The 12,709-nt window shown below is 45.8% G+C and carries 15 protein-coding genes; 2 read left to right on the top strand and 13 right to left on the bottom strand.

Annotated elements, in window-relative coordinates; translation table 11 throughout:
- Positions 1 to 84 precede the first annotated feature (84 nt).
- Both EBR25_01065 and csrA read right to left on the bottom strand, forming a co-directional pair.
- Positions 85 to 603 carry a hypothetical protein gene (locus EBR25_01065; GenBank protein NBW39571.1) on the bottom strand — a complete coding sequence of 173 codons (519 nt, stop codon included), beginning with the start codon at positions 601 to 603 and terminating at the stop codon, positions 85 to 87.
- Positions 603 to 974, bottom strand: a complete 372-nt coding sequence (gene csrA, locus EBR25_01060; GenBank protein NBW39570.1) for a carbon storage regulator — start codon at positions 972 to 974, stop codon at positions 603 to 605. Before csrA ends, EBR25_01065 begins: the two co-directional genes overlap by 1 nt.
- Before the next feature lie 231 nt (positions 975 to 1,205).
- On the opposite strand from csrA, the gene EBR25_01055 reads away from it, so the two are divergent.
- On the top strand, positions 1,206 to 1,607 hold the full coding sequence (locus EBR25_01055; GenBank protein NBW39569.1) for a glyoxalase/bleomycin resistance/extradiol dioxygenase family protein: 402 nt from the start codon (positions 1,206 to 1,208) through the stop codon (positions 1,605 to 1,607).
- A gap of 2 nt (positions 1,608 to 1,609) precedes the next feature.
- Here EBR25_01055 and EBR25_01050 read toward each other — a convergent pair whose 3' ends face one another.
- From EBR25_01050 to EBR25_01000, 11 genes are all read right to left on the bottom strand, one after another.
- Entirely contained in the window at positions 1,610 to 2,620 is a 1,011-nt protein-coding gene (locus tag EBR25_01050; GenBank protein ID NBW39568.1) for a hypothetical protein, read from the bottom strand.
- A complete protein-coding gene (gene flgK / locus EBR25_01045) occupies positions 2,617 to 4,287 on the bottom strand; it encodes a flagellar hook-associated protein FlgK (GenBank protein ID NBW39567.1) in 1,671 nt (556 codons plus the stop codon). Before flgK ends, EBR25_01050 begins: the two co-directional genes overlap by 4 nt.
- 111 nt (positions 4,288 to 4,398) lie before the next feature.
- Entirely contained in the window at positions 4,399 to 4,911 is a 513-nt protein-coding gene (locus tag EBR25_01040) for a hypothetical protein (GenBank protein ID NBW39566.1), read from the bottom strand.
- Between the two features lie 89 nt (positions 4,912 to 5,000).
- Entirely contained in the window at positions 5,001 to 5,342 is a 342-nt protein-coding gene (locus tag EBR25_01035; protein ID NBW39565.1) for a flagellar biosynthesis anti-sigma factor FlgM, read from the bottom strand.
- A gap of 105 nt (positions 5,343 to 5,447) precedes the next feature.
- Positions 5,448 to 5,792 carry a hypothetical protein gene (locus EBR25_01030; GenBank protein NBW39564.1) on the bottom strand — a complete coding sequence of 115 codons (345 nt, stop codon included), beginning with the start codon at positions 5,790 to 5,792 and terminating at the stop codon, positions 5,448 to 5,450.
- 28 nt (positions 5,793 to 5,820) lie between these two features.
- On the bottom strand, positions 5,821 to 6,936 hold the full coding sequence (locus tag EBR25_01025) for a flagellar basal body P-ring protein FlgI (GenBank protein NBW39563.1): 1,116 nt from the start codon (positions 6,934 to 6,936) through the stop codon (positions 5,821 to 5,823).
- Positions 6,937 to 6,947: 11 nt separating this feature from the next.
- Positions 6,948 to 7,940: a flagellar basal body L-ring protein FlgH gene (locus EBR25_01020; GenBank protein NBW39562.1), complete on the bottom strand. Its 993-nt coding sequence runs from the start codon at positions 7,938 to 7,940 to the stop codon at positions 6,948 to 6,950.
- On the bottom strand, positions 7,937 to 8,911 hold the full coding sequence (flgA, locus tag EBR25_01015) for a flagella basal body P-ring formation protein FlgA (GenBank protein ID NBW39561.1): 975 nt from the start codon (positions 8,909 to 8,911) through the stop codon (positions 7,937 to 7,939). The genes EBR25_01020 and flgA overlap by 4 nt, the downstream gene beginning before the upstream one ends.
- Complete coding sequence (gene flgG / locus EBR25_01010; GenBank protein NBW39560.1) at positions 8,911 to 9,699, bottom strand: flagellar basal-body rod protein FlgG; 789 nt, start codon at positions 9,697 to 9,699, stop codon at positions 8,911 to 8,913. The genes flgA and flgG overlap by 1 nt, the downstream gene beginning before the upstream one ends.
- A gap of 9 nt (positions 9,700 to 9,708) precedes the next feature.
- Complete coding sequence (locus tag EBR25_01005; protein NBW39559.1) at positions 9,709 to 10,494, bottom strand: flagellar hook-basal body protein; 786 nt, start codon at positions 10,492 to 10,494, stop codon at positions 9,709 to 9,711.
- A 15-nt stretch (positions 10,495 to 10,509) separates the two neighbouring features.
- Entirely contained in the window at positions 10,510 to 11,400 is an 891-nt protein-coding gene (locus EBR25_01000; GenBank protein NBW39558.1) for a hypothetical protein, read from the bottom strand.
- Between the two features lie 215 nt (positions 11,401 to 11,615).
- Between EBR25_01000 and EBR25_00995 the strand changes: the two genes are divergently transcribed.
- A complete protein-coding gene (locus EBR25_00995; protein NBW39557.1) occupies positions 11,616 to 12,701 on the top strand; it encodes an alanine--glyoxylate aminotransferase family protein in 1,086 nt (361 codons plus the stop codon).
- Positions 12,702 to 12,709: the final 8 nt, after the last annotated feature.

Below are 12,709 nucleotides of genomic sequence, written 5' to 3'. Positions count from 1 at the left end.
CCATCTCTGTATTCTGATAGAAAGTATCAGCTGGGCTAAAGGAGAGATACCGTCACGAATGTATCGACAGAGTCTACAGACCTCTTACTCATCGTCTGAAGAGGATTTGGTTTCTTGGGGTTCTTCTTCTGACGAGCCATCGTTCTCTGAAGCATTTTCCTGAACCCATAAGGGAAAGCGCGTTGAGAACGCTGGATTATCAAAAATGATTTGTACTCCCTTTCTATTCCGCAAGTTCACAAATACCGGAGCCTTCAAATTCGCTGTTGTGTCTTTTGGATCAGGCCTCACGGTTACAATGACCAAGACGGCGAAGTCATCGCTCTCAAGCAAATCGATATCTTTATCCCCATAAGGCGCGTCAATGCGGTACTCTTCACCAAATTCACCGCCATCCACAATCACAAACGCAAGTTCAGGTTCATCCACTGACTGCAGCCAAGAAAACGGTGGTTTGTGCTCAAGCATAACGAATCGCTGAGTTTTGGAGAAACCGATGAGTCCGGAAGGTAGCTCAATAACAGAGTCCGCAGGAACGGATAGGTCGCCGAATCTCGAACTCTTTACCATGATAGTTGGCTTGTCAGACTGCTCTTCACTCATCACTCAGACCGTTTTTTACGCCTCACCACTATATCCGACTTATCTAGCGAAGATTTGGATGAGCCTTGATCATCCCGATCTCCCTTTGACTTTGGAACTGAAGCAGACAGCTTGCCCGTCTTCCTCTCTCCTCCCGTTTTGGACTTCCATGTTGATGAAAGTTCCTCAAGCCCTTGGCTTGTCGCTCCCGTTTCAGCAGCTTGCCTATTCTCCTCACGAATCTGTTCATAGATTTCTTCGCGGTAAATTCGAAGGTCTCTTGGAGCATCAATTCCCAAACGAATTTGGTGCCCTTTTATTTCCACGATCGTAATCTTTACGTCGTCTCCAAGATAGACACTTTCTCCTGGTTTTCGCGTTAAAATCAGCATAACTTCGCCTTCCTTGGCCTATCTGAATCTCTTTTGCTCGTTCATGAACCCAGATAACTCTATGTACATTCTCACAGTTTAAGATGCTTAACTACGAAGAAGTTTTACCTTTTTTTGAAAAAAATATCCCTGATCGAATAGTCCAAGGATAGAACGTCGTTCGCATGAAAGATTCCCCCCACATTGCCTATTCAGCTGGTCAGAAAAGCCACCGAAGACTACATTGCACTTATGAAACCACTCGCCATCATAGAAACCTGCCTTTATGTTGATAATCTGCAACTGGCTGAGGACTTTTATACTCAGGTGCTGGGACTCCAGATTCATTCACATAAGCCAGAAAGACATCTGTTTCTTCGATGCGGCAAGGGCATGTTATTGCTTTTTAATGCATCGGTAACGAGTTCCACAATGGGAACCCTTCCCAGCCATGGCACAAAGAGCAATACCCATCTTGCATTTGCAATAGCTGAGGACGAGCTCGAGCTTTGGCGAAAACATCTCGGGGAAGCAGGAGTGAAGATTGAAAAGGAACAGGCGTGGCCTTCGGGCGGTTATTCACTCTATTTTCGAGACCCTGCTGGAAATAGCCTTGAAGTTACAACTCCCTCAACTTGGAACATCTCTCTCTAATGCTAGAGATAATCGAGTATCGATTGGTTGAGCAGCTGAGTGGTAACAGTCAGCGAGGCATTGAGAGCGGTCTGGGCCTCGGATAATCGAGTGGCTGACTCTATAACATCCGCCTCTTGTAAGTTTGATAAAACTCCTTTGGCTGAAGCCTCACTGAGTTCGAGAAGGGAGCTCGCGGCCTGAAGCCGTCGCATTCTTCCTGCAACTGCTGTTTGAGCTGGTATTACATCCTGCTCACGTGCACGCTCGATCAAGTCCATCGCAGTCTGAATATCTTGGGTCTGCTGAGTATACTCGGTGGGAAATGTATATGCGACACTCGTGGTATTGTTTGGCACTGGTGGATTCGTGCTCGTCCATTCGGTCTTAAAGCCCGAGAGCGCTCTTCCTAACTGTGTCAGACCACGGATTGCATCATCAAATATCGCTGGACCTGTCGCGTTGACCTGTACCGACAAATCGTTTGTGACGGGCACTGAACGAACCAAACTACTGTCGGTATTAGTACTATACGCAATCACTGCATTCTCTTGTCCACTACTAGGAGTAGTAAATTGGCTTGCGGCATATCCAGTATCATAGGCTGGAGTATCATCAGCACCACCAGCAAAAACATACTTACCGAGATATGTTGAGTTCGCTAGACCTACCACCTGATTACGGATTTCATAAACCTCTTGCGCAAGTTGTGAACGTTCAACTTCAGAGTTCGTTTCATTTGCTGCCTGTGCGGCAATCTCATTCGCTCGAATCAGAATGTCATTAAACTGTTCAAAAATTGCTTCTTGTCTCTCAAGATATCCCGTAGCAGTAGACACTCGGCTTTTCTGCCCCTCAATCTCAACCAACGTCCCGCGCATCTGACTGATAGTGCTTGCATAACTACTGTCTCCTGGCTCAGAGACTTTATATCCCGTTGACAGCTCGCTACTATATTTGGCAACTTGTGCCTTATTTTTCAGCATATCTGCTAAAAGTGATGTTGAGATAAAATTTTCAGGAATTCTAGTCATACAAGTCCTATTATCGTGTCGAGTATATCCTGGGCCGAGCGTAGCACTCGGGCATTTGCCTCAAATGCCTTTTGAAACTTCACCAGGTTTGTAAATTCTTCATCCAGACTCACGCCAGATATTTGATCTCTCTTCGTTTCAGCCGACAACTTGTTATCAGCTGAAACTTGTGCGTTTGTAGCAGCACGAGCATGTAAGTGACCTGCACGTCCTACTGTCTCATTATAGAGCTGATCATAGGTTACATTGGAGCGTTGGAACGTATTAGAAGAGTCAGATGAGAAGGTCGCAGTGGCCGTTTTTAAGGCAAGGAGTCCATCGCTTGCAATAAGGTTTTGCGCATTTCCGCCAGAAATTGTACTTCCATTCACGGCGTCTCTTCCTGCAGCAATCTCTTCAGGAGCAGTAATCGCAAGAGTAAGCTCTGCAGCAAAGCTAATCAAAGAGCCCGCTGCGACAGCTGCATTGAGGTCCGCATTATCAGGAATTCCATCGGCATCACTGTCGGATATCGTAATGGCACCTGCGTTAAAAAACCCAAAAAGCCCTGGATTATTCCCGTTGAGATCAACAGCAGATGGATCAAAATTAGCAGTTGGATTCGCGGTTGCTTCAGGCCCTCGATATGTCTCATTAAAGCGAGTCATGAGATCTCGGGCGATAGCCTCGATGCGCCCTGCTAGCTCTGGAAGAGTTCCGGTTGCTTGAAATGGATTCGTATCCGAAATACTGGCTGAACCTCGCATTGCAAGCAAAGCCCCAACGGCACCCTGGCCACCTGCAAACTCGTCTGTCAAGTTAAGGTGAGCAGAGGAGCTACTGCTTGCGTCATAGTCAAAAACAATAAACTTCATATTCGTACCATCCAACTTTGGAGGATACGTCCCAGTGGAAAAGCTTGGAGCTGCTGTTAATTCTAAAGCGCGACTCTCCATTCCATTAACAAGTGGGAAGCCATTATTAAGCGTCAAGGTCACGCTTCCATCTGCACGCTCAGACATCTGATATGATATTCTCTCTGAGAGTTGCTCTAAAAGCTTCGTCCTTTGGTCTCGCTCATCAGCAGCTACCTGACCTGTGGCTTCTTGCACCGAGATAAACCCATTTAGCTCCGCGATTGACGCCGTCAACGAGTTTACTGATTCAATCTCTGCGGTTAACCGCTCTTCAGCCTCCGCTTGTAATGCTGATACCGTTCCATAGGCAGAGCGAATTGAAGTAACAACATCCTGGGCCCTTTCCAGAACTTCACTACGCAACTCCATACTTGAAGGATTTACGCTTAAATCCTCCAAAGAACTGAAAAACTTGGTCATTGCTGGTCCTATCGAGTTCACATCCTCGGTAAGACTGAATATCGGCTGAATTCTCGCCATGAAATCTTTTTCAGTTTGATAATATGTGGAAGTAGAGATAGCCTCACGCGTCAATCCCTCTAGAAACTGGTCTGCCATACGGGTAATATCCGTAACTGCAACCCCATTTCCAATCTGAATACTCCCTGTTGAACTACCCGAGCCATAGCGAGTCTCAAGACCAACAACGCGTCGTGCATATCCCTCTGTATTCACATTGGCAATATTATTTGCCGTCGCGGCAATTATTGCCTGCTGAGCAGATAAAGCACTTACCGCATTGTTGAATATTTTTGCACTATAGTTCGTCATTCTAGCCCTTTAGCAATAAAGCTCGTAACGCAAAAGGGAATTGTGCAATATGGATGCCACTAATAGGGGAGGACGCTTCCCAGCTTCAGGAAAGCGAGTACAAGAGTTCGCTCAGGCTTGCTTGATTACACCTTCTTTACGCGATGAAGCTGGTAAATAGCTTTCATTGAGCTTACCTTCTTTTCCGTACTGTTTCGATACACTCTTCGTAGCACGCATGAGCATAGAGAGCGTTCCGTTGACTACATTCAAAGCAAAGCTTTGCACTCCACGAAATTCGCCCGTTTCATTGCGAGCTATTTCAATTACTTCTCGAAGTTTCTCTGTGAGTGGCAATAAGCGCTTTTGTTCCTCTGGAGTTCCGTGCTGTTTGATAAGCACAGAGAGTCTCTGCTCTCCGTCGAAGTCAGGAAAGGCGAGAAAAGCTACTCGTTCTTCATGGAATTTCTCTATTATTTTTATGAGCTCCTTACGCTTCTTATCGAGCTCTTGCAGCCTCTCAGCATGAAAACGAGTAATACATTTACGTTGCTCAGAGATAACCGATAAGTAGCGCTCATAAGTGTTAATCTCACGCTTGAGTAGAGACTCGAGGTTCCCAAATATCGGTTTGTTTGTAGACATAAAAAGCGATTCCGAATTCTAATATTCTATTTTAGCTCGCCTTGAAAAATCCTAGTTACCAAAACTATCTCGGTTGAATTGCAAGCAGACTACTCATCTTCGTTGCCAGAAGATCGTGATTGAGCATAAAGAAGCTCTGCGCCTACCTCTCGAACGAATGCCTGCGCTACTGCCTCTGAAGATGGTCTATACTGTCCTGACTGCACCTGGCTCTTTAACGCTTCAACACGTGCCTGACGCTCTGCTTCAATCTGATCGGCTCCCAACTCATCTTGTATCAATCTACTGAGTGAAACATCAACGCGAGAGTCTTTGCTAGGATATCCACCTTGTAGTCGGTCTGATAACTCGCCTTTATTCGCCTCTTTTTCTACTCGACGCGTTACATCAGTCAGTGTGTCTGCTGCTAAGCCACTTTTGCCAATCTTCATATTCCCATCCTTGAGGGTACACCTTCCTAGGACCTTACCTCTGTATTCTTATGCAATACGAGTTGGAGTCCTTAAGATTAAGATGCGGGATACCTAGGAAACGACTCACTCGCCCCCCCGCTTTCTCAATTCCTCTAACACCATATTTTTGATTCCTAGCCCGTCTCCACTCGCAATATCGCTTGCTATCTGCTCTTGGAGGAGCTCCTGGTAAAGCCTTTCTTCAGAACTACCTGATAATAAACCATTATTTGGTACCGAGTTCCACATGGATTTCAGCATCTGTCCCACCAGAATTGATTCAAACTGTGCAGCTGCCTCTTGAGCCTCACTTTGGGTAGCCCCAAGATTCTTGGCATTTTTGACCTTAGCCTCTGTATTCTGCCACTGAGCCCTATCAGCAACGCTACCAAGAAGGTTCGTATTCAATCCAATTTTACTATCTGACATGTTTACTCCTCTTTGCCACGACCACAGATTACATAATCACAAGATCGGCCCTTAATGCCCCAGAGCGCTGTAGAGCCGTAAAAATCGAGATCAGGTCTCTAGGCGTAGCCCCTAATGAATTGAGGGCATTCACTAATTCCCCTAACGTGACCTCTCCTCCTACTATACTCAATCCAGATTGTTCTTCTCCCACTGTTATATCTGTATTTGTCACCACTTCAGTTTCACCAGCTTCAGCAAGCGCTCCTGGCTGGGACACCTGATTCTCAGCGCGAATAGCAATACTTAAATTCCCATGGGCTAAGGCTACCGTACTTACTGTCACACTTTCTCCCATGACTATTGTCCCCGTCTTCTCATTAATCACCACTCTTGCTGGAATGTCAGTATCAATAGCCAACTGTTCTATCTTTGCCACGAATCCAATAGGATCCACTCGATACTCATCAATCAGTGGTATCTCTACGCTCGCACTATCAACTGCTACTGCAATAGGCCGACCCAGTTCGCTATTAATTCGATCTACTAACCGGGTCATCGTGGTAAAATCGGCGGAACGAAGAACAACTCGGATACGCTGACTCTGGAATAAATCAAATGGGATCGAGCGCTCTACCGTTGCTCCTAGGGAAATGTTTCCTACCGTAGGATGGTTTTTTATGGCTGCATCACCGCCTGCCTCAATCGAATATCCACCGACGGTTACAGCTCCTTGTGCAGCGGCATAAACATTACCATCTGCTCCCTTCAGGGGGGTCATCAGCAACGTGCCGCCCTGAAGACTTTTTGCATCCCCGACAGAGGAGATCGTAACGTCAAGTCGGCTACCAGGACGAGCAAATGCTGGAAGAGTCGCAGTAACCATGACACTGGCTACATTGCGAAGCATCAGACCCTGTGCGTCAACGCTTAATCCCTCTCGCTCTAAGAGGTTGGAAATCGTCTTTGTGGTAAAGTTTACCATGATACCGTCGCCAGTTCCGTTTAATCCAATAACGATTCCATAACCGTATAGTTGGTTACCCCGAACTCCCTCAACGTCAGCAATATCTTTCACTCGAGCAGCCATTACAGGGGTGCTCATTCCTAATACGAGGAAAACCAGTGCTAGATGCGATATAATATTTTTCGTTAATTCCTTCATATCAACTCACTTTAGAATGGCCAGATTTTATTAATGAGCCTTCCAAACCACCCGACATACTGTACATCTCCAATAAGCCCTTGACCGTAATAGTCAACACGCAGATGAGCGATTTTTGTGGACATGACTTCATTGCTCGAATTCACATCTCTTGGACGAACAAGTCCAGAGATAACGAGCACCTGCTCTTCATTATTTACTGCTATAATCTTTTCGCCCTCTATTCTCATCAGACCATTCGGGAGAACTTCAACCACCATAGCAGCAATTCGAGCTTGTAAGCTTCCCTTACGTGTAGTTTCCCCTTCTCCCGTAAACTCAGACTGAAAATCTGCATCAATCATAGTTGCAGTATCGAGTCCTGGATTTGCTGCTACGACTGAATCAGTAAAGTTAAATAACTCGGTTATTCCAGCCAGAAATGAAGACTCTCGCTTTGTTTCAGTATCAGCTTCTTTAGAACCTTGTGCAGTTTCGGAAACAACCACCGTAATAAGGTCCATCGGTTGAAATGCTCTGTGATCACGAAACAGCTGGCTTCCAGGCCCATGCATCCTCCAAAGTGACGAGCTCGCACCTGGTTCTCCAACATGAAGAGGTCCCTGATATGGCCGAACATTACTATTTCTTGAATGTGTAACGGTATAGGAGGGTGCAGCCTGCATCGAAGCATCCATATTGGAGACCATCTCACTTTCCCCCGGCACCGCTCCATTTTGAGTATTCACAAAGTGCACAGATGCGCGTGCATCATTTACATCAGCTATACGAAGACTTCTTTTGGCTCCTTGAATTGCCGCCTCTGCACGAGAGCTAACTCTCTGAGCACTCTCTGCAACGACCGCAGTCTGTGTCGTAGAGCTTGAACTACCATCTTGATTACCTGAATGAATATTTCGACTGTAAGATAAAGATGGAAGCTCTGGACGTATCAACTCTCCTGGAGCAATACATCCCCAGAGCATTAAAGATGCCATTATGAGACAACATAATTTATATTTCATCGCGTCACCTCTATCAGACCTGGACTTATCACCTCTCCAGTAATCATTTTTTTCGAACTATCGTTTCTTACCTGTATCCGTTGACCCAAAGCACCTTCCTCAAGCGCGATACCGCTGGCAGTCGCTTCTAGCAGCGAAGAGCGATATCGTAAGGTCACTCGTGCTCCGCGAGTGACCATGGCAGGGAGAGACAGCTTTCTGCGGCTAAATACTTCACCATGCGATATCGGATATTTAATCGCTTGTCCCACAATCTCTCTGGAGTCCATTGCTGAATCAGTCGGAATATCTGATAAACGGGCCCGTGCCATTTTCACATCTCCAGATGAAATAATGGCTCCCTTAGGAAGAGCATGCTTTGCTATAGGAACCTGGACATATTCGCGAACCTCAAGCGGAATATTAAGAGTCATTAGCTCTCCGCTTTCTGGTGTTATCGATATTTTTGCAAGATACTGAGATTTCCTATTTGATGGTATCACTTCACTACTAAAGGCAAGAGGGCCGGGCAAAACGTGAATATTTCCGTCGTATTTCACGCGAACCAATTCAATCTCCCCATCGGCTGGAAGTCCCTCCCTGACAAGGCTTTCAACTTCTTGAATACTGAGGAGACGAGAAGCTCGCTCAACGGTCATTACTCGTGGAAACGCATATCGCAAACTATCGAGTTCAACTCCAGCCTCGCGAAGCGTTGCTAAGACCTGTGCCGCCGAAATCGTTTTCTTTTTACCAGCTCTTGGACTTTTCCCTAAGACTATTGCCTGCAGGGCGATGATAGCCTCATCATCGCTAATAAATTTAGACTCTACTCCCGCTAAATCTCCCAGAGTAAACTCTTGATTTATAACTGTGCTGTTTTGCTTTCCAAAAATACGTATGTCTGAGGTGTGTTTTTCATGCACCTCTGCACTTACTTGAAAAGCAAACAAGAAGAATCCAATAAATATGACAAACAATAAACGCATCATTATCTCTTCAAGTTTATAGCCTGGGTAAGCATTTCTTCAGCTGCACGAACCCCTTTCGAAGAGGCTTCATACGCGCGTTGAGCGGTAATCATATTTACTACTTGTTCAACAACGCTTACATTGCTCGTCTCCAGAAATCCTTGATTAATTCTACCGAAACCGTTCTGATTAAAGTTCCCTGTCTGAACTACCCCTGAAGACTCAGTCGGCTCATAGAGATTCATTCCAATCGCTCGTAGCCCAGAACTATTTGGAAACCGATATGCCTGAAGCTGTCCCACATTAACTGGCGTAGCACTCCCTGAGGTTCTTGCACTAATAGTTCCATCTTGAGCAAATACAACAGCAAGCGCATCCGTTGGAACATTAAGTCCAGAGTCAACTGTATATCCTTCTGAAGTAACGAGATTTCCTAATTGATCAAGTTGGAGAGCACCCGCCCGAGTGTAGGCAAACTGTCCATTCGGAAGAGTAACCTGAAGCATTCCCTCCCCTTCAATTGCAATATCAAGATTACGGCCCGTATTCTTTAGGTCTCCTTGAGTATGAACTTTCTGAACAGATACTGTTTCAACACCAAGTCCAATCTGCATTCCTGTGGAGTTCCGAGTAGACTCGGATGTTTGCGCCCCTGGGTCCAAGAGATTCTGGTACATGAGATCCTGAAACTCTGCTCTACTTTTCTTAAAAGATGTGGTGTTGATATTCGCCAAGTTATTCGAAATAACATCAATATTCGTTTCTTGGGCATTCATACCTGTTGCAGCAGTATATAAAGCTCGTAACATATTTTCCTCCTACGCAGATCTTCTTCCGACACGTTGAATTGCTGTCTGATTCATTGAATCAATTGACCGAGCAGTCTTTGTATACAGCTCAAAGCCTCGATTGGTTGCAATCAAATCTACAATAGCTTGGATTGCAGATATGTTTGATGTCTCGATAGCTTTTGGAACAACGCTCGGATTGGCCACTGGCTCAGGTTGTGCGGTACCGTCAGGAACACGAAACTTACTCGCCCCAACTCGTTGTAATTGCGAGAGGTCATCAAAGCGAACTATTTGGACTCTTCCAGCGTTTTGCGTTAACCCTCCAGGCAAGCCCGTAACTTGAACAAATCCCCCTGAAGTCATAGTAGGAATACCCTGATTCACTACTATCTCTCCCCCATCTGCAAGAACAGGCATCCCATCAGGGGTCACCAAACGCCCTCCGCTATCGAGTGTAAAATTTCCGGCGCGGGTATAAACGGGTCCATCGGCAGATCTTACTACGAAGAACTCATTCGGATCTCGTAGTGCTGCATGAAGTGGCTGACCAGTCTGTTCAATTGGCCCTAAACGGAAATCAGTAATCGCCTCAACTTCCCTTACCCCAGGAGTTCTATCATAATCTTCTTTCGCATAGGGCGTTCTTCTTTTCATAGTGCTCGCAAGAGTATCCTTGAACTCGCCCTCACGAGAGACAACAACCTGTCCTTTAAAACCAGGAGTATTCAGATTGGCAAGATTATTGTTGATAATCTCGAGTTTTGAGAGCTGAAGCATTCCCGCTGCAGCTGATGAGTACGTTCCGCGGTCCATTCTGTTTTTCTCCTACTATGAAATCACCTGTCGCGATCTCGCGATCGGATTTGTCTCTTGTGTTCTCCTTTGACTGAGAGCACCTAACGTGGGATGGCTCTTAATTGCAGAAGCTTCGTGTGCTGAGGAGTTCTCCGAAGGTATCTCAGGTGCCCCTTCCTCCAGAATCATGAGACTCTGGAGTCTCTCCACCTCATCAATGGAAAGGTTAACGCGTGCTGCTACCTCTTGCATCGACTGACCAGCTCGAAGTAGCTCCTCACAGGTTGCATAGATATCCTCTAGTGATTGCTGAGCACTTGGTAAGTGTGTTCGTTGACCTGGCACAACAGACTCTTTCGTGATTCTTTCACGAAGTGGCCTGCGACTCGAACTCGCCATTGGTTGCGTATTCACTTTTGATGTTCGCTTCTGGGTCACTCCTTGTCGGTGACGAGGCTGATGAGCCCTATCATATTCGATGCTTTCCACCTGAGCAGACAGAGAACTTCTACTGCGGTCTTGGGTTGTATTCGGTGCTGGTGAGTCTACGCTCCTCTCTGAGCTTTGATGAAGCGTCTGGAGTCTTTTCTCGATTCCAGCAGAGTGTTCTAAAATCTTCTTTAAGGAGCGGTAAGCAGATCGGGCATCATCAAATCCTTTATTCAAACGCTGCTCGACGGTCTCAATATCAAAGAGGAGCTCTTCGAGCTTCTTTTGCTCTTGCTGCAAAGCTCTTTGCAGCTCTCCGTTGGCTCCACTCGCCTCTTTCAGAAGCCGTGAAAGGCTTTCCTCTAGAGCCTCAAGCGCTTGTAGCTTTGCTGCTGACGGCCCTCGTCCTCTTCCGACTCGTACGGCTAGGTAGAAGATAGTGCAAGAGAGCGCAATATCAATGACAAGGCTTACAATGGGTAGAGATTCGATCATCTTTTCACTCCAATTCGGCTCAAGTTTCACGTCAGAGAAACGTCATGAACTGCACTTTTGCTGTCAGACTTCCGACAATTCACTCGCGAAGAGCCTAATAATTCTGATAAGTTATCAAATACATCTTTTCAGAACTGGTTATTCTGATAGAGGAGTTGCAAGGAGCTTGCCCATTTTTTGAGTCTAATTTCTCAATGGAGAAGTAACAAAATCGTATGCCTCAGATATCACTGTTCACCCCAGGTCCAACCCATATTCCAGATGAAATCCTCCGAGCAATGCATTCGCACGAGCTTCATCATCGAACCCCAGAATTTAGACGGCTCTTTCAGGACACACGTGAACAGCTTGCTCAGGCTATGCATTCACCGGTTCTTCCCCTATTTCTCAGCTGCTCAGGAACAGGTGGAATGGAGGCTGTAGTTCTTAATAGCGTCGGGCCGAGTGATACATTGGGTTATCTCGATGCTGGCAAGTTCGGAGAACGTTGGGGTCAGATTGCAGAATCTGCTCAGTTAAGGTCAAAAAGACTACAATTACCTTGGGGAGAATCTGCAACTACAGAAAACGTTATTTCTTTTCTTGAACAATCTCCCGAAATTACCCACTTTGCTCTTCAATTCTGTGAGACATCAACGACGGTAGAACATGATGTAACTTCAATATCTCAATCTATTAAAGAGAGATTTCCACATATAATATTAATCATTGATGCCATTTCCTCTGCTGCTACGGTCAAGTGGGATCTTAATGCACAGCACTGGGATGCTGTTATCACTGCATCTCAGAAATCATTTATGGTACCACCAGGATTGACTATGCTCTTCCTCAGTCCGAAGTATTGGGACTCCAGTGCGGACATAAAGCCAAGAACTCTTTACTTCGATCTGAAAAATGAATACCGCCAACAAACGAGTGGCAATGCAGCATGGACCCCCGCTATCTCATTAATCGCTGGTCTCAAGGCTGCTCTTTCACTTTTTGAAAGGGAGGGATGGGAAAATGTATATACCCGTCATAAAAACTGCCGCAATAGAGCGCTGTTTTGGTTTTCAGAGCTTGGATTTTCACCCATAAATGTCTCCCATGGCGCTCATAGTGTTTCTGGAGCACGACCACCGCTCTCTATAAACGCAGAAAAATTACGTTCTACATTGAAGTCGAGATTTCAGATTCAGGTGGCTGGAGGACAGGATGAATGGAAAGGAGAAGTTGTTCGTATCGGTCACATGGGGATAATATCTTCTGAAGATATTGATCGCTGCTTTTTGTGTATACAACAGGTTATAAATCAGGAGTAGGAATACGT

Source organism: bacterium (assembly GCA_009926305.1).
In the GTDB taxonomy this organism is placed as follows: domain Bacteria; phylum Bdellovibrionota_C; class UBA2361; order UBA2361; family RFPC01; genus RFPC01.
This window is presented reverse-complemented; position numbering and strand designations above follow the sequence as displayed.